Annotated in this window: 16 protein-coding genes; 13 read left to right on the top strand and 3 right to left on the bottom strand. The window is 71.5% G+C overall.

The features are described from left to right. The first annotated feature begins 200 nt into the window (after window positions 1-200). From LPA41_RS09845 to LPA41_RS09825, 5 genes are read left to right on the top strand one after another with little or no spacing between them, the layout of a single operon-like run. On the top strand, window positions 201-3,221 hold the full coding sequence (locus LPA41_RS09845; RefSeq protein ID WP_255689499.1) for an SWIM zinc finger family protein: 3,021 nt from the start codon (window positions 201-203) through the stop codon (window positions 3,219-3,221). Further along, window positions 3,218-4,279 carry an AAA family ATPase gene (locus tag LPA41_RS09840; RefSeq protein ID WP_229069772.1) on the top strand — a complete coding sequence of 354 codons (1,062 nt, stop codon included), beginning with the start codon at window positions 3,218-3,220 and terminating at the stop codon, window positions 4,277-4,279. Before LPA41_RS09845 ends, LPA41_RS09840 begins: the two co-directional genes overlap by 4 nt. Beyond that, on the top strand, window positions 4,272-6,542 hold the full coding sequence (locus tag LPA41_RS09835; RefSeq protein ID WP_229069771.1) for a DUF5682 family protein: 2,271 nt from the start codon (window positions 4,272-4,274) through the stop codon (window positions 6,540-6,542). The genes LPA41_RS09840 and LPA41_RS09835 overlap by 8 nt, the downstream gene beginning before the upstream one ends. Next, the gene (locus LPA41_RS09830) at window positions 6,539-7,717 is read left to right on the top strand and encodes a VWA domain-containing protein (protein ID WP_229069770.1); all 1,179 of its coding nucleotides are present in this window, start codon (window positions 6,539-6,541) and stop codon (window positions 7,715-7,717) included. Before LPA41_RS09835 ends, LPA41_RS09830 begins: the two co-directional genes overlap by 4 nt. 23 nt (window positions 7,718-7,740) lie before the next feature. Beyond that, on the top strand, window positions 7,741-8,502 hold the full coding sequence (locus LPA41_RS09825; protein ID WP_229069769.1) for a trans-aconitate 2-methyltransferase: 762 nt from the start codon (window positions 7,741-7,743) through the stop codon (window positions 8,500-8,502). A 380-nt stretch (window positions 8,503-8,882) separates the two neighbouring features. Here the strand turns inward: LPA41_RS09825 and LPA41_RS09820 are convergent, their stop codons facing one another. Beyond that, window positions 8,883-9,107 (bottom strand): hypothetical protein, encoded by a 225-nt coding sequence (locus LPA41_RS09820; protein ID WP_229069768.1) that lies wholly within the window; start codon window positions 9,105-9,107, stop codon window positions 8,883-8,885. A 482-nt stretch (window positions 9,108-9,589) separates the two neighbouring features. Between LPA41_RS09820 and LPA41_RS09815 the strand changes: the two genes are divergently transcribed. Further along, complete coding sequence (locus tag LPA41_RS09815) at window positions 9,590-10,327, top strand: hypothetical protein (protein WP_229069767.1); 738 nt, start codon at window positions 9,590-9,592, stop codon at window positions 10,325-10,327. Window positions 10,328-10,382: 55 nt separating this feature from the next. Here the strand turns inward: LPA41_RS09815 and LPA41_RS09810 are convergent, their stop codons facing one another. Continuing rightward, complete coding sequence (locus tag LPA41_RS09810; protein ID WP_229069766.1) at window positions 10,383-12,479, bottom strand: S8 family peptidase; 2,097 nt, start codon at window positions 12,477-12,479, stop codon at window positions 10,383-10,385. A 233-nt stretch (window positions 12,480-12,712) separates the two neighbouring features. Between LPA41_RS09810 and LPA41_RS09805 the strand changes: the two genes are divergently transcribed. Further along, window positions 12,713-13,465, top strand: a complete 753-nt coding sequence (locus tag LPA41_RS09805) for a hypothetical protein (RefSeq protein WP_229069765.1) — start codon at window positions 12,713-12,715, stop codon at window positions 13,463-13,465. A 152-nt stretch (window positions 13,466-13,617) separates the two neighbouring features. On the opposite strand, the gene LPA41_RS42925 is transcribed toward LPA41_RS09805, so the two are convergent. Beyond that, on the bottom strand, window positions 13,618-15,828 hold the full coding sequence (locus LPA41_RS42925) for an IPT/TIG domain-containing protein (RefSeq protein ID WP_229069764.1): 2,211 nt from the start codon (window positions 15,826-15,828) through the stop codon (window positions 13,618-13,620). Window positions 15,829-16,162: 334 nt separating this feature from the next. Here LPA41_RS42925 and LPA41_RS09795 point away from each other — a divergent pair, with 334 nt between their 5' ends. The 6 genes from LPA41_RS09795 (at window position 16,163) to LPA41_RS09770 (ending at window position 21,336) form a co-directional block, all read left to right on the top strand. Beyond that, window positions 16,163-16,915, top strand: a complete 753-nt coding sequence (locus tag LPA41_RS09795; protein WP_229069763.1) for an NUDIX domain-containing protein — start codon at window positions 16,163-16,165, stop codon at window positions 16,913-16,915. Beyond that, the gene (locus LPA41_RS09790) at window positions 16,912-17,961 is read left to right on the top strand and encodes a molecular chaperone DnaJ (protein WP_229069762.1); all 1,050 of its coding nucleotides are present in this window, start codon (window positions 16,912-16,914) and stop codon (window positions 17,959-17,961) included. The genes LPA41_RS09795 and LPA41_RS09790 overlap by 4 nt, the downstream gene beginning before the upstream one ends. Before the next feature lie 11 nt (window positions 17,962-17,972). Next, window positions 17,973-18,932, top strand: a complete 960-nt coding sequence (locus LPA41_RS09785; RefSeq protein WP_229069761.1) for a hypothetical protein — start codon at window positions 17,973-17,975, stop codon at window positions 18,930-18,932. Continuing rightward, the gene (locus LPA41_RS09780) at window positions 18,929-20,155 is read left to right on the top strand and encodes an adenylosuccinate synthetase (RefSeq protein WP_229069760.1); all 1,227 of its coding nucleotides are present in this window, start codon (window positions 18,929-18,931) and stop codon (window positions 20,153-20,155) included. The genes LPA41_RS09785 and LPA41_RS09780 overlap by 4 nt, the downstream gene beginning before the upstream one ends. Window positions 20,156-20,457: 302 nt before the next feature. Then, a complete protein-coding gene (locus LPA41_RS09775; protein ID WP_229069759.1) occupies window positions 20,458-20,751 on the top strand; it encodes a DUF1540 domain-containing protein in 294 nt (97 codons plus the stop codon). A gap of 114 nt (window positions 20,752-20,865) precedes the next feature. Then, window positions 20,866-21,336 (top strand): hypothetical protein, encoded by a 471-nt coding sequence (locus tag LPA41_RS09770; RefSeq protein WP_229069758.1) that lies wholly within the window; start codon window positions 20,866-20,868, stop codon window positions 21,334-21,336. Window positions 21,337-21,341 lie beyond the last annotated feature (5 nt).

The following is a 21,341-nucleotide window of genomic DNA, read 5'->3' as shown; positions in this document are numbered from 1 at the left end:
CCGCACGCCGGTCGCCGTACGCGTCACCACCAGTACCTCCGTCACATCCGGCGCCAGCAGCGACTCCCGCAGCACGCCCTGGCCCACCATCCCGGTCGCCCCGAAAACAATCACCCGCATGCCCGCTCCTCAGCGCCGGAAAAGTCGTACCCCCGGCCTAGGGTCTCATCGTGGAAGTCGAACGCCGGTCCATCGCACCATTGCCCGCTGCTCGCTGGCCTACCGCTCAGGTCGAGGCTCTCGCACCCGACCCGGGCGCGCTGCGGAACGCGCGGGGCGTCACCGGTCAGGTCACCGCGGCCGGCCGGGCCGGCGATGTCCTGTGGGGACTGTGCCGGGGATACCGGGTGGCGGTCGACCTGTCCGGGCCCGCGTTCACCTGTTCCTGTCCCAGCCGCAAGATCCCCTGCAAGCACTCCCTCGGCCTGCTGCTGCACTGGTCCGGCGGCGCCGGTCTGACCGGCGGGCCGGCGCCCGAGTTCGTGGTCACCTGGCAGGCCGCCCGGGCCCGGCGCGCCCGCCCGGCCGGTCCGCCCGACCCGGTGGCGGCGGCGAAACGCGCCCAGGAACGGGCCGACCGGGTCGCGGGCGGCATGGCCGAGTTGCGCCGCTGGCTCGACGACCAGGTCGAGCGCGGGCTGGCCGGGTTCGCCCGCGGTGGCCGGTCCGAGTTCGAGTCGATGGCCGCCCGGCTCGTCGACGCCCAGGCCCCGGGCGCGGCCGGCATGGTGCGGCGACTCGGCGGGACCGCCGGTGCCGGCCGGCACTGGGCCGACCGGTTGCTCGGCGAGCTGGCCCTGCTGCGGCTGCTGACCGACGGCCACGACCGGCTCGGCGGCCTCGATCCGGCCCTCGCGGCGACCGTCCGCACCCGCATCGGCTTCCCCACCCCGGCCGACGAGGTGCTGGCCGGGCCGCGCCTCACCGACCGCTGGCAGGTGCTCGGCCAGGTCGACATCGACGACGGCCCGCTGACCACCCGCCGCACCTGGCTGCACGGCGCCGGCACCGACCGGTTCGCGCTGGTCCTGGCGTTCGCCGCGCCCGGCCAGCCACTCACCGCCGACCTCCTGCCCGGCACCGAGTTCCGCGGCGACCTGGCCTTCTATCCGGGCGCGGCACCGCTGCGCGCCCTGGTCGCCGACCGAGCCTCGGCGGCCGAGCCGTTCGGCGCACCGGCGGGCGCCGACTCCGTCCGGGCCGCCCTCTCCCACTGGGCGCGCACCCTGGCCGCCGACCCGTTCCGGCACGACGCCCCCATGCTGCTCGCCGGCGTCCGCCCCGGCGGCGGTCACCTCGTCGACGCACACGGCTCAGCCCTCCCCCTGGCACCCGGCCACCGCGAACCGTGGTGGTTGCTCGCGGCCGCGGGTGGCCACCCGGCCGATGTGGCGGCGGAGTGGTCCCCGGCCGGCCTGCGCCCCCTCGCCGCCTGGGTCGGCGGCGAGTTCGTGCCGGCCGGCCCGCCGTCGCCCGAGCCGGGCGGCCGGCGCGAGGCCGAGCTGCCGGCGGACCTGCTGGCGGCGGCGCTGGTGGGCACGGCCCGGCGCCCCTGGCACAGCGACGCGGTGTCCACCGGGGCCGTGCGCGTGACGTTCGGGCCTGCTGTTCCGCCCGCGCCTTCGGTCGCCCCTGCGCCCGCGCCTTCCGCCTCCCCTGCGCCTTCGCTTCCGCCCGCGCCCGCGCTTTCCTCGGCCGGCGGCGGGGTGTCGGCGGCCGGGGCTCTGCTGGAGGCTGCGGCTGTCGCGCTCACCTGCCGGCGGGCCGGGGTCGAGCCGGTGACCGGGCAGTCGCCGGTGCCCCCGGCGCCGGCGGAGGCCGGTCCGCCGCTGCCCGCCGCCGCGTCGGCGCGACTCGCCCGGATCCTCGGCGGCGGTGCGCCCGGCGGCGGCCACCTGGAGCAGGAGTTGCTCGCGCAGTGGCTGGCTGCGGCCGCCGGCCGGGGCGGCGTCGTGCGCCCGGCGCTGCTGCCCGCGCTCTTCGACGCGGGGCGGCGCAACACGACGATCCGCCCCGAGCTGGCCCGGGTGGCCGGGCGGCGCGGCGCCTGGCTGGCCGGGCAGCGGGCCGACTGGCGGTGGCTGCTCGACGAGGCGGTTCCGGTGAGCGGCGCCGACTGGGCGACCGCGAGCGGCAGTGAACGGGCCGGGTTGCTCGCGGCGCTGCGGCGCGACGACCCCGATCGGGCCCGGGAGCTGCTGGCGAGCGGCTGGGAGCGGGAACCTTCGGCGGACCGTGCCCGGCTGCTCGGCACCTTCGGCACCGGCCTGTCGCTGCGCGACGAGCCACTTCTCGAACGCGCGCTCGACGACCGGCGCAAAGAGGTCCGCGAGGTGGCCCTCGACCTGCTGCGGGTGCTGCCCGGTGCCGCGCTGGGGCGGCGGATGGCCACGCGGGCGCGGGCTGCGGTCCGCCTCGACGGCCGGCGGCTGATCGTCGAGCCGCCGGCGGAACTCGACCACGACCTGCGCCGCGACGGGGTCGCGGCCGCACCGGCCCGGGGCGTCGGCGCGGGCGCCTGGCTGCTGGAGGAAGTGATCGCCGGCACGCCGCTGACCACGTGGACCGGCGCGGACCCTGCCGCAGCCGACGGCCCGGACGGCCCTGCTGGCCCGGACGGCCCTGCTGGCCCGGACGGCCCTGCTGGCCCGGACGGCCCTGCGGGGGCCGGCGCCGGGGCCGGCGTCAGCGCTGCCGCCGGCCGGATCGACGCGGCGGGGTGGGTGGGGCTCGCTCGGGGGCACGACTGGGCGACGCCGCTGCTGCACGGGTGGGCGAAAGCGGCCATCGTGCAGCGGGACGCGGGCTGGGCGTCCGCCCTGCTCGCCGCGGACGCCGGTGCGCTGCGCGAGGCGGTGCGGTGGGATCTGCACCTGGTGCTGCCGCCCGACCGGCTGGCCCGGCTCGCCGCCGCTGCCCTGCGCACCGAGGACACCGCCGCGCACCGGTTGCTCAGCCTGCACCCGGGGCCGTGGCCCGGCCCCCTGGCGGTCGCCGTGCTGGAGACGATCGCGGCGCGGGCGCGTACCGATCGGCACACCTGGCAGCTCGGCGAGCTGTGCCGGACCGCCGCGCTCGCGATGCCGCCGGGCTACGCCGATCTGGCCGGGCGGCTCGCCGCCGACCTCGACCAGTCCCTCGACCAGTCGCGGGTGCGGCCGGTGGCCGACCTGGCCCGCACCCTCACCTTCCGCCACGAGATGTTCCAGGAGCTTCGATGACCGCACTGCGACCGCACGCCGAGGACCAGTACGCCGAGGAGCTCACCCTGCTCGCCGCCACCGACGACCGGCAGCGACCGCCCGGCTGGCGGCTCTCCCCGCACGCGGTCGTGACCTACCTGCTCGGTGACGGCGCGAAGATCACCCCGAAGTACGTGGGACCGCGCCGGCTGATCGAGGTGGCCGTGGCAACCCTCGCCACCGACCGGGCGCTGCTGCTGCTCGGCGTGCCGGGCACCGCCAAGACCTGGGTCTCCGAGCACCTGGCGGCGGCCGTCTCCGGTGATTCCACGCTGCTGATCCAGGGCACCGCCGGCACCGCGGAGGAGGCCATCCGGTACGGGTGGAACTACGCCCGCCTGCTCGCCGAAGGCCCGACCGACGCCGCCCTGGTGCCCAGCCCGGTCATGCGGGCCATGCGGACCGGGTCGATCGCCCGGCTGGAGGAACTCACCCGGGTGCCGTCCGACGTGCAGGACGCGCTGATCACCATCCTGTCCGAGAAGACGCTGCCGGTGCCGGAGCTGAACACCGAGGTGCAGGCGCAGCGCGGGTTCAACCTGATCGCCACCGCCAACGACCGGGACCGCGGGGTCAACGAGTTGTCCAGTGCGCTGCGGCGGCGGTTCAACACGGTGGTGCTGCCGATGCCGGCGAACGCCGACGACGAGGTGGAGATCGTCGCCCGGCGGGTGGCCCAGCTCGGGCGGTCGCTGGAGCTGCCCGAGGTGCCGGCCGCGCTGGACGAGATCCGCCGGGTGGTGACGATCTTCCGGGAGTTGCGGGGCGGCATGACCGAGGACGGGCGTACCAAACTGAAGTCGCCGACCGGGTCGCTCTCCACCGCCGAGGCGATCTCGGTGATCACGAACGGGATGGCGCTTGCCGCCCACTTCGGTGACGGCACCCTGCACCCGGGCGACGTGGCCGCCGGCATCGTCGGCGCGGTGGTGAAGGACCCGGCGTCCGACGGCGTGGTCTGGCAGGAATACCTGGAGACGGTGGTCCGCGAGCGCGGCGACTGGCTCGACTTCTACCGGGCCGCGCGCGATGCCTGAACGGCTCTACGGCATCCGCCACCACGGACCCGGCTCGGCCCGGGCGGTGGTGCGCGAACTGGACCGGCAACGGCCCGGCGTGCTGCTGATCGAGGGGCCGCCGGAGGCCGACGACCTGGTGCGCTGGGCGGCGGACGGCGGTCTGCGGCCACCCGTCGCGCTGCTGGGTTACGCGGTGGACGACCCGTCCCGGGCGGCGTTCTGGCCGTTCGCCGTCTTCTCGCCGGAGTGGCAGGCGATCGGCTGGGCGGTGCGGCACGGCGTGCCGGTGCGGTTCTTCGACCTGCCGTACGGCTTCTTCGGCGCCGACTTCGGGGACCGGCCGGCCCGTCCGGTGGACCCGATCGGGGAGCTCGCGGCCGCCGCCGGGTACGACGATCCGGAACGCTGGTGGGAGGACGTCGTCGAGCATCGCGGGGTGCCGGTCTTCGAAGCGATCCAGGAGGCGATGACCGCGATCCGGGAGACCGCCGAGGACGACCCGCGCGACCTCGTGCGGGAGGCCCACATGCGTCAGGTGCTGCGCGAGGAACGGCGCCGCCACGAGGAGATCGCGGTGGTGTGCGGGGCGTGGCACGTACCCGCGCTGGCTCGCAAGGTCCCGGTGAAGGACGACGCCGCGCTGCTCAAAGGCCGGCGCCGGGCGAAGGTCGCGTTCACCTGGGTGCCGTGGACCTACGGCCGGCTGGCCTCGTGGTCGGGTTACGGCGCCGGGGTGCGCTCCCCAGGGTGGTACCACCACCTGTTCACCGCGGCCGACGAGGTGGTGCCGCGCTGGCTGGTGGACGCGGCCGGGGTGCTGCGCGCGGAGGGTGTGCCCACGTCGTCGGCGCACATCATCGAGGCGACCCGGCTCGCCGAGGCGCTCGCCACCCTGCGCGGGCGGCCGCTCGCCGGGCTGGCCGAGGTCACCGAGGCGGCCGAGGCGGTGATGTGCGACGGCGAACCGCTGCGGACCGAACTGATCGCCCGCCGGCTCGTGGTCGGCGAACGCCTCGGTGCCGTGCCGGACGAGATGCCGGCCGTCCCGCTCGCCCGCGACCTCGCCGCGCAGCAGAAATCGGTGCGCCTGCGGCCGGAACCTCTCGACCGGTCCCTCGAGCTGGACCTGCGCCGCGACATCGACCTGCGACGTAGCCGGCTGCTGCACCGGCTGCGGACCCTGGACGTGCCGTGGGGGGAACGGGCGCCGGGCCGGCGGGGCACCGGCACCTTCCGGGAGGAGTGGCGGATCCGCTGGCAGCCGGAGTTCGCGGTCCGGCTCGTCGAGGGCAGCATGTGGGGCACAACTGTCCTCGCCGCGGCGACGTCCCGGGTCACCCGCCGTGCCGCGGCGGCGACCACGCTCGCCGCTGTCACCGAACTGGTCGAGATCTGCCTGCTGGCCGACCTCGCGGACGCCTACCCGCAGGTCCTCGCGGCGCTCGACACCCGGGCCGCGCTCGACGCCGACGTGCACCACCTGATGGCGGCGCTGCCGGCACTGGCCCGGACCTTGCGGTACGGGGATGTCCGGCGTACCGATGTCTCAGGTCTCTCGGCCGTCGCCGCCGGCCTGCTCGGCCGCATCCGCGCCGGGTTGCCGGCGGCGGCCGGTTCGCTCTCCGACGAGGCCGCGAAACAGCTGCGCGACGGCATGGACGGCGTGCACCAGGCGGTCGCGCTGCTCGGCGACGACGAGCTGCGGGAGCAGTGGCTCGGCACGATCGCGTCGCTTGCCGCGCGGCCCGGCCTGCACGGTCTGCCCGCGGGCCGGCTGACCCGGCTGCTGCTGGACGCCGGACGGCTGGACGCCGCCGAGGTGCGGCGGCGGTTGCGACTGCCGCTCACCGTGGGCGGGGCGCCCGCGCACGCCGCCGCCTGGGTGGAGGGTTTCCTCTCCGGCGGCGGGTTGCTGCTGGTCCACGACGAGGCGTTGCTGTCGCTGGTGGACGAGTGGCTGGCGGACATCCCGGCGGAGTCCTTCTCGGACGTGCTGCCGTTGCTGCGGCGCACGTTCGGCGGCTTCGACGCCGGGGAGCGGCGGGCCATCGGGGAGCGGGTGGCCCGCGGACGCGGCGGCGCGGCGACGGACGAGGCGGCGGCGCTCGACCCGGACCGGGCCGCATCGGTGCTGCCCACCCTGGGCGCGTTGCTCGGCCGCGAGCTGACCGCTCTCCCCGCGCAGCCTCAGCTCTCCACTCCCGGGCAGCATCCGCTCACCGACCCAGCCGGGCAGCATCAGCTCTCTGATGTTTCCGGACAGCCTCAGGGGGTGTCATGACCGACGACGATCCCGCCGCGCTGGAACGCCGGCGGCGCTGGCGGCTGGTGCTCGGCGGGGCGGCCGACGAGTCGCTGGGCGCGGCCGGCACCGGCCCCGACGCCGGTGCGGACGGTGCGATGGACGCGGCTCTCGCGGCGCTCTACGACGGCGACGAGGCGGGCGGCGGCTCGTCCGGGAAGCGGTCGGCCGGGCTGGGCAGTTCGGCGCCGAAGGTGGCCCGCTGGCTCGGCGACATCCGGGAGTACTTCCCGAGCACTGTCGTCCAGGTCATGCAGGCCGACGCGATCGAACGGCTCGACCTGAGCCGGCTGCTGCTGGAACCGGAGATGCTTGCCGCTGTCGAGCCCGACGTGCACCTGGTGGGCACGCTGCTCTCGCTCAACCGGGTGATGCCGGAGGCGACGAAGGAGGCGGCGCGGCAGGTGGTGCGCACGGTCGTCGAACGGCTGGAACGGCGGATCACGCAGCAGACCCGGTCGGCGGTGTCCGGTGCGCTCAACCGGGCCGCCCGGATCAACCGGCCCCGGCACGCCGACATCGACTGGGACCGGACCGTCCGGGCGAACCTCAAGCACTACCAGGCCGAACACCGCACGGTCATCCCGGAACGACTGATCGGGTACGGGCGGCGCACCACCGCCGTGCAACGGGATGTCGTGCTCTGTGTGGACCAGTCCGGCTCGATGGCGGAGTCGGTCGTCTTCGCCGGCGTGTTCGCGGCGGTGCTCGCGTCGATGCGGTCCCTGCGGACGTCGCTCGTCGTCTTCGACACGGCGGTGGTGGACCTGACGTCGTTGCTGAGCGATCCGGTGGACGTGCTGTTCGGGACCCAGCTCGGCGGCGGGACCGACATCAACCGCGCACTGGCGTACTCCCAGCAGCTGATCACCCGCCCCCGGGAGACGGTCCTCGTGCTGATCAGCGATCTTTACGAGGGCGGCGTACGGGACGAGATGCTCCGCCGGGTCGCCGACCTGACGTCGGCCGGCGTGCAGGTCGTCACGCTGCTGACGCTCTCCGACGCGGGCGCGCCCTCCTACGACCACGAGAACGCGGCGGCTCTGGCAGCACTCGGCGTCCCGGCGTTCGCGTGCACCCCGGACCGCTTCCCGGAGCTGATGGCGGCGGCGATCGAACGGCGGGACCTGACCGCGTTCTCTTCTGAATCTTGAGCAGCGTAACTACCGTAGGGGGCATGAGTGCTTACTTGACCAATCCGCACATCTGGCAGGAGTCGTGGGACCGGCAGCAGGAGGCGTTCCTCCCCGACCGGGAACACCGCTTCACCGCGATGCTCGACGCGGTCGCGGCGGTCACCGGCGGTGCGGCGCCGCGCCTGCTCGACCTCGCCGGCGGCACCGGCTCGATCAGCCTGCGTGCGCTGGCCCGTTTCCCGGACGCCCAGGTCACGGTGCTCGACCAGGATCCGGTGCTGCTCACCATCGCCGAGTCGTCGCTGCGCGGGCGCGCCACCATCGTCGACGCCGACCTGAGCGAGCCCGGCTGGCGCGCCAAGCTGCCGCACGACGGCTTCGACGCGGTGCTGACCGCGACCGCCCTGCACTGGCTGCCCGCCGACCGGGTGACGGCGCTCTACGCGGAGATCCGGGAGACGCTGCGCCCGGGCGGCATCTTCGCCAACGCGGACCACATGCCCGAGGAAGGCCTCACCCAGCTCTCCGCCAAACTGCGCGAGCAGGCACGCGTCGAGCGCGAGGCGCGGTACGCCGCCGGCGCCTCCACCTCCTGGCCCGACTGGTGGTCCCGCGCCGCCGCCGACGCGCAGCTCGCCCCGAAAGCCGCCGAGCGCGCGAAGATCTACCCGGCCCGCGAGCACAGCGAGGAGTGGACCCCGCCGGCGACCTGGCACGTGCAGGCGCTGCTGGCAGGCGGCTTCACCGAGGCCGGCGTGATCTGGCGCGGCGGCACCGACGCGGCAGTCGCCGGCATCCGCTGACTCACGGACCGCCCGCCAGACCCGGTCCGGCACAGGCCGGGCCGGGGCGCCCACCACAAAGCACCAGTCAGGCGCGACTCACCGAGAGACACGCCAATGTCGAGTTGTTGATCGGCCAGCGATGCGAAATCGCGGTTTCAGCCCCATGATCACCGCGATTTCGTAGCGCTAGCAGATCAACAACGCTGTACGGACGCAACGCAGCGGATCGCGGCTGACTGGTTCACCGACCGTAAGAGAGCCGTAGCCCTGAACCACGTCACACTTACCCGCGCTCTCCCGGCCTGCCCTGATACGGGCTCGACACGTGCCAAGAACGCCGGCCGCCCGCAGCACCGGTCGGCATTCGGGCCGATACGCCGGGCGAATACCGGCGAAGGTCAGCCGGTCCAGCGGAGGAAGCGGTCGAAGAGGGCGGAGGCCGAGGATCGCGGCATGTCGCGAGCGGCCTCTTCGATGTGCTCCCACATCAGGACGGCGAGTTCGACCCGGCCATGATCGCGGGCCAGGCGTTCGCGCGCGGATTGGCACGGCCAGGGGTGGCCGCAGGCGTGGCAGTTCCAGGACGGCCGGGCGGGCGTATGGTCCGCCGGATCGCCGGTCACGGCCGAACCGGCTCGGCGCCGGGCAGCAGCGCGATCGCACAGCCAAGGCGCGACGCGGAGCGCAAGGCTGCGGGGCATCGGGCCGGAGGCGGCTCGGGCGGCCGAAGATGGGGTGCGGAACGGTGGACCGGGGGCCCTGTGGGTGACGTGATGAAGGGTGACCTCATCGGGGGCCGCGGGATTTGTGGTGTGGCAACGGGCCTCTCCTCCCCCTGCTCGGGCATGGCGGAGCGGCCCAGGTCCGCCGCCATCGCACCCGTGTTCACCACACCTTGGGGGGCGGATCGGGCGGGGTCAACCGCCGGGAGGCGTACTCCCCCTTCCGATGAAGTCCGATCATGTGAAAGCACACGCCACGGGGCCTGCGCGGCGATCGTGACCGGATTCTGACAGGGGACCGGCGGCGGCTTCGGGATTTGTGCCCGATAAGTACCTATATCTGAGAGTATGGGGATTCGGCCCTACTTCCGGAGGACGGTGACATGGCCAACGATGAATCGAACGAACCCGTCAGTGGCAGCGGCCTGTACGTCTCGGCGACGGCCGACACGCCGGAACGCCGCAACAGGCGGCGCAAGCAGGCGATCGTCGGGATCGCGGGTGCGGCCGCCGTGCTGGCCGGCGTCGGATTCCTTGTCACGCAGTTGAACGATTCCGGTCAGCCGAGCCTGCCCGAACCGGCTGCCCTGGCCCCGCAGACTCTTCCCACGTCGGCATCGGCCGAGGTGCCTGCGTCGGCGGAGCCTTCGGTAAGCCGTACATCCAAGATGCCGAAACCGGCCGACGCCGTGGAGACCAGCCCCTCCCCCACGCCGTCCGTGTCGCCGGCGGCGACACCGAGCGCCTCCGCCGCGCAGTCCTCTGCGGCGGCCAAGGATCTGAGCACCAAGCTGGCCAAACGTGCCGGCCCGGTGTCCGAGCGCACCGAGGTGCTGGCGAACGGCACGATCCGCATCGTGAGCGCGCCGCGCGACCTGAGCGGCGAGCGGGAGATGTTGCTCGCCGACGGCAAGGGGAAGCCGGCGGGTAAGGGCGTCAACTGCACCACGAAGGTACGGTTCAACACGGGCGTCCCGGAGGGTGACCGGCCCACCGTGCTGCTGTGCTGGCGGACATCGTCGGCGCGGAGCGTGGTGACCATGGCCGTGACGCCGGCCGGCGATCCGCCCACCGCGTCGAGCGTCGAGATCATCGGCAAGGAGTGGCAGCGGATCAGCTGAGAACGGCACAGCGGCAGGACCCTCCTGGGCCCTGCCGCTGATTCGTTCCCGCAGGTCAGACGATGACGGCAGCGCTCGTCACGCCGGTGATGCCGTTGGCGTCCGGCACCACGACGCGGTACTTCTGGCCGACCGACAGACCGTTCAGGAGCGCCTTGTTCGACTGCGCGACGTAGGAGCCGACCGTCTTCCAGGCGCCACCGGCAACGGCCTGCTGGACCTGGACCGTCTGACCGGACACGCCGGTGAGCGTCACGTTCAGGGAACCGCGCCCGCTACGGACAACACCCACCGTGGCCTTCACGCGGTAGCTCACCGTAGGCGAGACAGCGGCCCTGTTCGTCTGCGACGCGACGATCTGGACGCGTACGCGATAAGCCGCCGTGGCCTTGCGGGTCACCGCCACCGTGCCCGCCGTCGTGGTCGTCGCATCGGTGCAGGCGAAGTCGGCGCCGTTCTCGGCCACGCAGACCGAGACCGGCTTTTTCACCCACGCCTTGCCGCCGGCCTTCACCGTGAACGTGGTGACGCTGGTGGTGCCGTAGTTGACGTCCTTCGCGCTGACGTTCGTGGTGATCACGGGGGTGAGCACCACCGGGGCAGCGGTCGGGCTGGCCGTCGGAGCCTTGGCCGGGGCCTTGGTCGTCGGTGCGGTCGTGGGAGCCTTCGTCGTCGGGGCGGTGGTCGGCGCCTTGGTCGTGGGAGCGGTGGTCGGCGCCTTCGTCGTGGGCGCGGTCGTCGGAGCGGTCGTCGGGGCCTTGGTGGTGGGCGCCGTCGTCGGAGCCTTCGTAGTGGGAGCGGTGGTGGGCGCGGTCGTGGGAACCGTCGTCGGAGCGGTCGTCGGAACCGCGGTCGGCGCGCTGGTCGGAGCGGTCGTGGGGACGGTAGTCGGGGCGCTGGTCGGAACGGTCGTCGGGACGGTCGTCACCGGCGGCGTGGTCGCGGCCGGGGCGACAGCCGCCAGCGCGGACGCCGCGTCGATGCGCCCGTTGCCGTAGTCGTTGTCGAACCCGGGTGCGCCCAGGTCCACAGCCGACGCCTCCAGGGCCGTCTCGATCTCGTCCGGGGTGAGCGCCGGCTGGTACGCCTCCAGCAGCGCGGCGGCCGCGGCGACGTGCGGCGAGGCCATCGAGGTGCCGTTCATGAAGACGTACTGCTGGCCGAGCGCGGTCGGATAGGTGCTGAGGATGCCGCTTCCGGGTGCGGCGACGTCCACGTAGCTGCCCGCGTTGGAGTACGACCCGTACCGGTCGGACGCGTCGGTCGCGGCCACGGCGATGACACCGGCGTCGGCGGCCGGGTAGTTCGTCGGGCTGCCCGCGCCGCGGCTGTTGCCGGCGGCGGCGACGACCGTGACACCCTTGCTCCGGGCGTACGCGATCGCGTTCGTCACCGCGGTGACCTGCGAGGACGATCCCAGCGACAGATTGATCACCTGGGCGCCGTTGTCGGCGGCCCAGATGATGCCCTCGGCGGTGTCGGACATGACGCCGCTGCCGTTGGCACCGAGCACCTTGACCGGCAGGATCTTGACGTCCGGCGCGACCGCCGAGATCCCGACGCCGTTACCGGTGACCGCGGCGATCGTCCCGGCCACGTGCGTGCCGTGCCCGTTCCCGTCGGTGCTGGTCCCGGCCCGGTTCGCGATGGCGTCGTAGCCGGCCAGCACGTTGGCCCGCAGATCGGGGTGCGCGGCGTCCACCCCGGTGTCGATCACCGCGACGGTGACACCCTCACCAGTGGACTTCTGCCAGGCGTCCGCCACGTTCATCGTGGCGAAATCCCACTGCTGGGAACGGTACGGGTCCGAGCCGACCGGCACACCGAGGGCGTGAACCGGCGCGTCCAACTCGACGCTCACCGCGTTCTTCGCCTTTTGCGCCTCCGCGACAAGCTTCGTCGCACCGGCCTTGTCGGTGGCCTCCTTGACCGTGACGACAGGCCGGCCGTCGGCGTCGATCGTGGTGCTGACCACCCGGGCCGGCTCCGCCACCGACACGACCGCCGGCACGATGTCGGCCGGGCTCGCGGTCAGCCCGTACGTGACCGGCTGCCAGTCATGGCTGCCGGTGGGCAGGGCGACTGCACCCACGGCCGCGAGTGCGCCCACCGCGACCGCGCCGGCGGCGTACTTCCGCAGCTGAACCTTCATGCTCGGTGTCCCCTCCCGTTTTACTGACGGGTTCGAGCATCGGCCGGGGTGGGTGCGCCGCTGGTGAGGACCAGGTTGCCCCTCGGTAGCGGCCCGCTCAGCGAGACCTACCTGAAACCTGAGAAAACTCTGGATTCGACATGGTTTGTCCGAATCTTTGGAAGCATGAATGGCTGGACAGCGCCCTGCGAGAGCCGCGGGGCGAAGCCAAGTCGAACCATGAAGGACGTGACATGGCCAACGAAGAACAGAACCAACCGACCCAGGACCTGAGCACCGGACGCCGCCCCAGCAAGCGCCGGAAGCAAGCCCTGATCGCCGTCGCGGGTGCGGCGGTGGCGGTGTCCGGTGCGGCCTTCTTCGCCACCCAGTCAGGACAGGAAGAGCAGGCCAGCCTGGCGGAGCCACTGGCGGGGGCGACCACGACAGCGCCAGCCCCGGCGGAACCGTCCGCTTCCGCATCAGCCGAGGCTTCGCCGTCGGCCGGCGCCGGCGCGTCAACGCAGGCGACGGAACCGACGAAGGATGCGACCGTCAAAGCCGCGACCCCGAGCCCCGCCAAGCACGTGACGACGCAGGAGCGCATCGAGCGGGCACGCGAGGCGGCGGCCAAGGACGGCGTGAAGATCCAGAGCGCGCGCAAGCCGGACCCGGCCACGAAGCCGGCCACCGACATCAAGGTCGTTAAGGCCAAGGCCAAAGGCACCGGCATCATGCGCGTGGTTACGGCGAAGGGCGACCTGACCGGACAGCGGGAACTGCTCTGGGCCGCGGACAAAGGCAAGAAGGTCGGCGAGGCCAAGTGCACGCAGAACTTCAAGTTCAGTAATGAGTCGAGCTCACAGGAACGACCGACGTTGCTGCTCTGCTGGCGGACGTCCGCCGACCGCAGCGTGGTGACGGTGGCCGTCTCCGAAGAGGGAAGCAAACCCTCGGCCGCGAAGAGCGTGGCGGAGATCGAACGCCAATGGGTGAGCATGCGCTGAACGGCGAAGGCAATTGAAGGCGGCACCGTTCGGTGCCGCCTTCAATAGTGTTCGATTGCCCCCCCAAGACCTGACGGTGGCCCGGAACCATGGTTCCGGGCCACCGCCGTTGTCAGGTTGCGCCGTTGAGCGCGACCATCAGTCTTCAGTGATCAGAAGCGGGAGACCGTGAAGGTCGAACCGCTCGAGATCACACTCTGCACGAAGTCGCCGTCGGCCGTACCTGAGGCGCTTCCGTTGCTGACGAAGGTCAAGTTGTACGGACCTTCAGGCACCGGCACCACCGCGGCGGGGTTCCAGATCACGATATCCGGGTCGTCGACGGCGATGTCCTTGTCCAGGGTGATCGAGTTCGGCGCCGCGACGGAGTCGATGATCGTCGTAGCGGGAATCGCCGTTGCCGTTGACGGGAAGTCATCCACCCGGAGGCCGTCATCGGAGGCGCTGAAGGCACCCGCCTTCGTGAGGACCTTCTGCGTGTCCGCACCCACACCGCCGGTGACGACGCGAGCGCCCGGCGGGTAGACGTCCAGGTCACCGGCGCTGACCGCTCCGGAAGCTGTGCGCGACACGATGGCCGTCGTTGCGTTCACAACATCGACAATCGTCGCGGTGTTGGCCCCGAAGGCGTCGGGGTCCACCACCGTCATGCCGATATCCAACCTGGTGAACGCGTCAGCCGCCGTGGTGATCACCGCCGAGCCGGCGTCGATTGTCGCACCGGTAACGGCCCGGAACGCAGGCGCGAACAGAGCGTCTCCTTCCGCGTCCAGACGGGTGGCCAGCGGAAGCGTGCAGACGAGATTGGTGTCCGAGAACGGAAGGACATTCTCGCATTCGGCAACCGGCGGGTTAGCTCGATCGGTGGCCGAATAGACGCCGTCGACCAGGTAGATGTGGGCGTTGGTGTCGATCGCACGGTCCGCGCCCCAGGTGACCGCCTGGAGGCCGACGCCCCTCACCAGGATGTCGACGGAAGAGGTGTTAGGAGCGGTGTTCGGAATGGCGGTGAGGGAACTCGTGTACGAATACGCGTTCTTCCTGATGGTCTGGCCGCTGGCCGTCGTCACCACCAGCACGACATTGTTGGCGGGGCTGTGCGCCGGTGCGGTCGCCGTGAACGCGTTGGCACTGATCGGCGTGATGTTGGTGAGCGCGTTGCCACCGAGGGTCGCAGTGATGGACCCCGGGGTGGTCGGGAAGTCGTCGCCGCTGACCGTGATGCGGTTGCCACCGATCGCCGGACCGGAGCTCGGGGTGATCCCGCTGACCGTCTGAACGGTGGTGGCGGCGTACTGGGTCGACGCAATGAGCGCCGACGTGCCGTTCTGCACCCCGTTGTAGATGCACACGCGGTAGTTGAACGGGTAGACAGCTGCGGAAGCCGCACCAGAGGTGTTCGTCAGAGTGGGCGCCTTCACGGCAAGCTGGCTGTCCGAAAGCTTACGGATGTTCGCCGCTGTCGCCAGGACGTTTGTCGTGGCCGGAGCGGGGGTGTCGGTGCTGTTGTAGGAGTTCGGGCATTCGGAGAGCGAAGTGAATGCGACGCCGAAGGTCGTCATGCCGGCGAAGATTGGGGTCGCGGCCGTGAACGTGAGCGCGTTGCCACCCGCTGACGTACCACTCGGCTGGCTCGGCGTGACCAGATGCGCCTCGAACGGCGCCACGGTGATGAGCGCGCCCGTCGCGGTCGTGCCGTTGTAGAGGCACAACTGGTAAGCGGTCGGCTGGGCCGTCGCCGTCGTCACACCCGACGGGACCGTGAGGCTCGCGGACGTTTCCGAGATCTTGGTGGCCGTTGTCGCCAGGTTGGCTGTCGCCGTGCCGTAGGTTGCCGCGCACTCGGTTGTGGTGAACTGCGCACCGATCGTGGTAACACCGGTGAAGACCGGCGAATCGGTGGGCAGCGTCACCGTGACGGTGTTTCCGCCACCCGTGGGCGCGTTCGCGGCCGGGGTGACGGCCGGCGTACTACCGACGTTGATGGCGTACGCCCCGTACCGGGTGGAGGTGGTGGTGCTGGTCGTGTCGTAGATACACACGTTCCACCGCTTGGCCTGCCCGTTCGTACCTGCGGTCACACCGGACGGCAAGGTGAGGGCGACCTGCTGGAACGGACTGGTTCCAGCGCTGGGGATATCGCTGAAGGTGCGGTTGGCGGTCGCCACTGCGACGGCGGCGGCCGACGGCGTGGTGTACCTGACCCCGCAGGCCGCGGTCTGCACCTCCACCACATAGGTGTCCAGCCAGTTCGCCGTGGTGTCGGCGATTGTCACGACACCACCGGGCGCGACGACGGTCGGCGAGATCGTGGTTGCGGCCCAGGCCGCCTGTGGAGCGACGAGCAGCGCGGCACCGACCACGCCAGTCGTCAGCCCGGCGCGTACCAGCCGGGCTCGAGTTTTGGATCGGGACTTAGGCATGCGTTGGTCCTCCTACGGTCTTGCGGACCGCATCGGTGGTTTGGGTGGGCCCGTGCGAAGGCTCGCCTGCCGGGCCGTCTCGGAAGGGAGCGTAACGCGGCATTTACTCACTATTGCCTAGACTGACGAACTTGAGTGGATACGCGCGTTTCAAGTGCATAACCGCCGCCTAGCTGCATGTTGACAGTGGGCGACGTGCGCGCTAGCTTCTTCTCAGACCGAGAAAGACTCACCTCGAGAAGTACTTAAATCGAGAACAACGGAGGAGGCGGCGATGACGGATCAGGAGAGCTTTCTGGCGGGCTACGACCCCCGGAAGTACCCGGCGGTCGCGGTCACCGTGGATGTCGTCGCTCTGACGATCCGGGCCGGCAAGCTCTGCGTGCTCCTGGTCGAGCGGGCCGTGCACCCCTTCGCCGGACACCGGGCGCTGCCCGGCGGGTTCGTCAAGGAGGAGGCGCTCGATGCGGCGGCGCTGCGGGAGCTGGGTGAGGAGACCGGGCTGACGCCCGGGCACGGTGATCTGGACCGGGTGCATCTCGAGCAGCTGAAGACGTACGGGGACCCGGGCCGCGACCCCCGCATGCGTGTCGTGTCCGTGGCGTACCTGGCGTTCGCGCCGAGCCTGCCCGAGCCTACGGCCGGCAGTGACGCCGCGGGGGCCTATTGGGTTCCCGTCGACGAGGCCAAGGATCTCGCGTTCGACCACGACGAGGTGCTCGCGGACGGGCTGGAGCGGGCCCGGGCGAAGCTGGAGTACACGCCGCTGGCCACCGCGTTCGTGAACGAGGAGTTCACGATCGGCGAGCTGCGGCAGGTGTACGCCAGTGTCTGGGGCGAGGAGCTGCACGCCGGGAACTTCCACCGCAAGGTGCTGTCGGTGCCCGGCTTCGTGGAGAGCACCGGCACCACGACGTCGCGGGGCGGCGAGCGCGGCGGGCCGAAGGCGAAGCTCTACCGGGCCGGGGACGCGCGGCTGCTGCATCCGGCGTTGCTGCGGCCGACCCGTGAGGACCGGGTCCGATGAGCACGCTGATGGGTGCGGAGCGACGCCGGCGGCACGAGGAGTGTCTGGGGCACGCGTCGTTCGAGGAGGCGGTGGCCCGGATCTCGGTGGCGGGCAGTTTCCGCGAGCTCCAGCAGCAGGGGGACGCCGGTTCCGCGTACAAGAAATGGGCCAAGATCGTCCACCCGGACGCCGCCGGCGCGCAGCGGCGCGCCACCGCGACGGAGGCCTTCGCCAAGCTGTCCGCCCTTTACGCCGCGCACGAAGAGGCCGCGCGGGGGGAAAACGCGCGGGGGGCGAACATCCCGGAGAACGCGCGCGGAGATCAGCACAAGAGCGGCACCACTCTCAGGACGAAAACCGCGACATACCGGGTCGGACCACTCTTTGCGCGCGGCGACATCGCGGACATCTACGCCGACGGCGCCGCCCTGCTGAAGATCCCCCGGAACCCCGCGGACAACGATCTGATGGACGCGGAGGCTGCCGCGCTCACGGCGCTGAAGAACAACGGTGATCCGAAATTCCGGGCGTACGCGCCTCGGCTGCTCGACACCTTCACCCACGAGGACCAGGCGAAACGCAGGCGCCGGGTGAACGTGGTGGAACGGCAGCGCAGCATGCTGCGGCTCGATCAGGCCGGGCAGCTGACGATCGAGGACGCCGTCTGGATCTGGCGCCGGTTGCTGATCGCGATCGGCTGGGCGCACCGCGCGGGCGTGGTGCACGGCGCCGTCCTGGAGAGCCACATCCTGATCCACCCGGAACGCCGCGGACTGGTCCTTCTCGACTGGTGCTATGCGGGGCATCGACCGAGAGCGATAGTGAAGGCAAGCGAGGCGGCCTACCCGCCGGAGGTGCTTCACGACAGGACCGCGAGCCCGGCCACCGACATCTACATGGCGACCGGCTTGATGACCCGGGTCATCGGCCCGTCCCGTTTGCCCGAGCCGCTGCGGCGGTTCGCCGCGGGCTGCTGCTACGACGCCCCGCGGATGCGGCCCCAGGACGCCTGGGCGCTGCTGGGTGAATTCGACGAGCTGATCCCCGAAAGCCACCGGAACTGAAGGAGCATGTGATGGGAAGCGGACACTGGTCCACCGACGTCTACTCTGCGGCGGCGAACTACCGCGCGGCCACCGGCAAGAGCGCCTTCGACTACAGCGACAGCGGCGCCCGCCGGACGCACGCGGACCTGAACCCGGACGGCGTCTTCATGCGGGAGAGCCGGGACTCCGAGGAGCACCCGTTCAGCACGCCGATCTCGGTGCTGTTCGACGTGACCGGCTCGATGGGCAACGTGCCCCGGGTGTTGCAGACCAAGCTGCCGCAGCTGCTCGGACTGCTGACCCGGAAGAACTACGCGATCGACCCGCAGATCATGTTCGGCGCGATCGGCGATGCCACGTGCGACCGCGCGCCGCTGCAGGTGGGGCAGTTCGAGTCGGACAACCGGATGGACGACCACCTCTCCAAGATCTACCTGGAGGGTGGCGGCGGCGGGCAGAAGCACGAGTCGTACGAGCTCGCGCTCTACTTCATGGCCCGGCACACGATCCTCGACTCGATGATCAATCGCGGACGTCGGGGGTACCTGTTCATCATCGGCGACGAGATGCCCTACCCCCGGGTCAAGCCCCGTGAGGTGCAGGCCGTGATCGGCGACCGGATCAAGCAGCCGATCCCGATCGAGGAGATCCTGACGGAGCTGCGGCGCAAGTACGACGTCTACTACATCCTGCCGACCGCGGCCGGCTGGGGCGGCGACAAAGAGGTGCTGACCCGCTGGCGCGAACTGCTCGGGCAGAACGTGCTGGAACTCGACGACCTGGACGCGGTCTGCGAGACGATCGCGCTGACGGTCGGCCTCGGCGAGGACGCCATCGACCTGGACGAGGGCATCGCCGACCTGGCGGACGTCGGCTCGGGGGCGGGCAGCTCGGTGGGCCGGGCACTGGCTCCGCTGCAGCGCAACGCGGTGGTGCGCGGCGAGTCGCTGGAGATCACCGCGGGTCCGGGCGGGAACCAGCGGCTGTGACCTCGCACGACGAGCACGTCGCCGTGGTCGATCTCGGCTACGGCGACGCCGGCAAAGGCACGGTCGTCGACGCGATCTGCGCCACCCGCGAGGTCACCGCCGTCCTGCGCTTCAACGGGGGCGCGCAGGCGGCACACAACGTGGTCACCGAGAACGGCCGGCACCATACGTTCGCCCAGTTCGGGTCGGGGACGCTGCGCGGCGTACCGACCCACCTGACCCGCTTCGTGGTCGTCGACCCGCTCGCGCTGGCCGCCGAGGCGGCCGCGCTGGGCAACCCGTTCCACCTGCTCACGGTGGACGGCGACGCCCTGCTCGCCACGCCGTGGCATCGCGCCGCGAACCAGCGGCGGGAGCGGGCGCGGGGTGCGGCGCGGCACGGTTCGTGCGGCATGGGCGTGGGCGAGACGATGGCGTACGCGCTGACGCACCCCGACGCCCCCCGCGTCGCCGACGTCCTCTCCCCCGGCCGGCTGCGCGACCGGCTCGCGGCGGTCCGCAACGATCTCGGCGCAGGCGATGCACCGGGAAACGACCTGGCGCCCTTGGACGACGTGGTCGACGCCTTCGTCGCGTTCGGCCGGACGGTCCGGATCGTCGGCGGCGAGTACACCGACCGCCTGCTGGGGCGGGGACCGTGCGTCTTCGAGGGCGCGCAGGGTGTCCTGCTCGACGAGTGGCGGGGCTGGCACCCGTACACGACGTGGTCGACGACCACCTTCGGCAACGTCGCGGAGCTGTGCCCGTCGTTCCGCCGCCTCGGCGTGGTCCGCACCTACACCACCCGGCACGGCGCGGGGCCGCTTGTCACCGAGGCCCCGGAACTGGATCTGCCGGAGGCGCACAACGGTCGCGGCGAGTGGCAGGGCGCGTTCCGGGCCGGTCACTTCGACGCGGTCGCCCACCGGTACGCCGTCGAGGTGGCCGGCGGGGTGGACGCGCTGGCGATCACCCACCTGGACGTGCCGGAGCGGTGCCCGGGCCTGCGGGTGTGCACCGCGTACGACGTGGACGGCGAGGTCTGTGACCGGATCGAACCGGGCCCGTACCGTGATCTGGCCGCCCAGGAGGCGCTGACGCGACGGCTGACCCGCGCCGTTCCGCATCTGTCGCACCGGCCGGTGGACTGGTCCGCCGAAATTGCCGGACTGCTCGGCGCACCGGTCGAGATGGAATCGTACGGCCCGGCCGCGGACGACAAAAAATTCATCCCGCGGATATGACGCGAGAACCATTTATCGGCCGCATTTCCCAGGGTTACCCTGTGGGTGCGGACGCAAACCCGGCGGACCGTCAGACGGGCAGGAACCGGACATGTTTCCAGGTGCCGACGCTGGGCGAGCGGACCTGTGGGCAACACAGGAAACGCTAAGAACAGTTTAGGATTGCCTTACCTAAAGCCTTTTAGGCTCGCCTTACCTAAGGTAATACAACTTTTACAGCAGCATCATGGGATAACTGGATCAATAGCCGGGATCGGGGTTATGGTCGGGTGAGGCCATTAACGATCAGGGGAGCTCGAATCATGACGCAGATGATGAACATGCCGCGTGTCCAGACCTGCACCGTCGCCGAGTGCGGCTACAACCACGACGGCTGTACGGCGTTCGCCATCACGATCGGCAGCCTGCAGACCGCCGAGTGCGACACCTTCATCGGCTCCGGCGAGCAGGGCGGCATGGGTGTCGCCACCGCCCAGGTCGGCGCCTGCAAGCGCGCCGACTGCACGTACAACGAGAACCTCGAGTGCCGCGCCCCGGCCATCACCGTCGGCGCCTCCGCCGACAAGGCGGACTGCCTGACCTACTCGCGCGCCTGAGTCTCTCGATCGGCCGACACGGGCCCGCCCTGCTGCGACAAGCGGGGCGGGCCCGTCCGCGTGCGTGGTCACTTCGGTCGCGACCGGGCGTGCCGGAGGTTGCACAATGTCGGCATGCCTATTGTGGATCCCGAGCTGCGGGAGCTGTTGCTGTCCCTGGACGACCCGGTCCATCACCAGTTCCCGGCCGGCTTCGACTCCCGGCAGGCCGAGGCCGCATTCCACCGGCTCGCGGAGCGCCTGACGAAGGACTTCGGGGCGTGTGACTTCGGTGACCACATGGAGGACGCCAGCCAGCACGGCTCGCTGCGGATCCCGGCTTCGGTCACCGCGAGCGGGCACCGTCTCGTGATCACGGTAAGCAACTTCGGGAATCTCGCCGTGCTGTCCTTGGACGACCCGAACGAGTGGAGCGACGAGGAGGCGGCCGAGATGCTGCATCCCGACGACGACCGCCGCATCCGGGCCGCGCTCGGGGACCTGGGATACCGGCTCGTCCCGGAGGAGCCGTTGTGGGAGAGCTACGACGGCAACGCGCCTGGCGCGTTCCCCTATTGGTGGGATCGTTTTTTCGGCTACCTGTAGCGGTG

Source organism: Actinoplanes sp. DH11 (assembly GCF_020873875.1).
Classification (GTDB): Bacteria; Actinomycetota; Actinomycetes; order Mycobacteriales; family Micromonosporaceae; genus Actinoplanes.
Note: the sequence above shows the minus strand (reverse complement) of the source record. Positions and strands in the feature narration are given on the sequence as shown.

Coding starts and splice junctions, on each gene's coding strand:
- LPA41_RS09840 (WP_229069772.1), top strand. CDS start 3,218: ATGACCGCACTGCGACCGCACGCCGAGGACCAGTACGCCGAGGAGCTC.
- LPA41_RS09835 (WP_229069771.1), top strand. CDS start 4,272: ATGCCTGAACGGCTCTACGGCATCCGCCACCACGGACCCGGCTCGGCC.
- LPA41_RS09830 (WP_229069770.1), top strand. CDS start 6,539: ATGACCGACGACGATCCCGCCGCGCTGGAACGCCGGCGGCGCTGGCGG.
- LPA41_RS09825 (WP_229069769.1), top strand. CDS start 7,741: ATGAGTGCTTACTTGACCAATCCGCACATCTGGCAGGAGTCGTGGGAC.
- LPA41_RS09815 (WP_229069767.1), top strand. CDS start 9,590: ATGGCCAACGATGAATCGAACGAACCCGTCAGTGGCAGCGGCCTGTAC.
- LPA41_RS09810 (WP_229069766.1), bottom strand. CDS start 12,479: ATGAAGGTTCAGCTGCGGAAGTACGCCGCCGGCGCGGTCGCGGTGGGC.
- LPA41_RS09805 (WP_229069765.1), top strand. CDS start 12,713: ATGGCCAACGAAGAACAGAACCAACCGACCCAGGACCTGAGCACCGGA.
- LPA41_RS09795 (WP_229069763.1), top strand. CDS start 16,163: ATGACGGATCAGGAGAGCTTTCTGGCGGGCTACGACCCCCGGAAGTAC.
- LPA41_RS09790 (WP_229069762.1), top strand. CDS start 16,912: ATGAGCACGCTGATGGGTGCGGAGCGACGCCGGCGGCACGAGGAGTGT.
- LPA41_RS09785 (WP_229069761.1), top strand. CDS start 17,973: ATGGGAAGCGGACACTGGTCCACCGACGTCTACTCTGCGGCGGCGAAC.
- LPA41_RS09775 (WP_229069759.1), top strand. CDS start 20,458: ATGACGCAGATGATGAACATGCCGCGTGTCCAGACCTGCACCGTCGCC.
- LPA41_RS09770 (WP_229069758.1), top strand. CDS start 20,866: ATGCCTATTGTGGATCCCGAGCTGCGGGAGCTGTTGCTGTCCCTGGAC.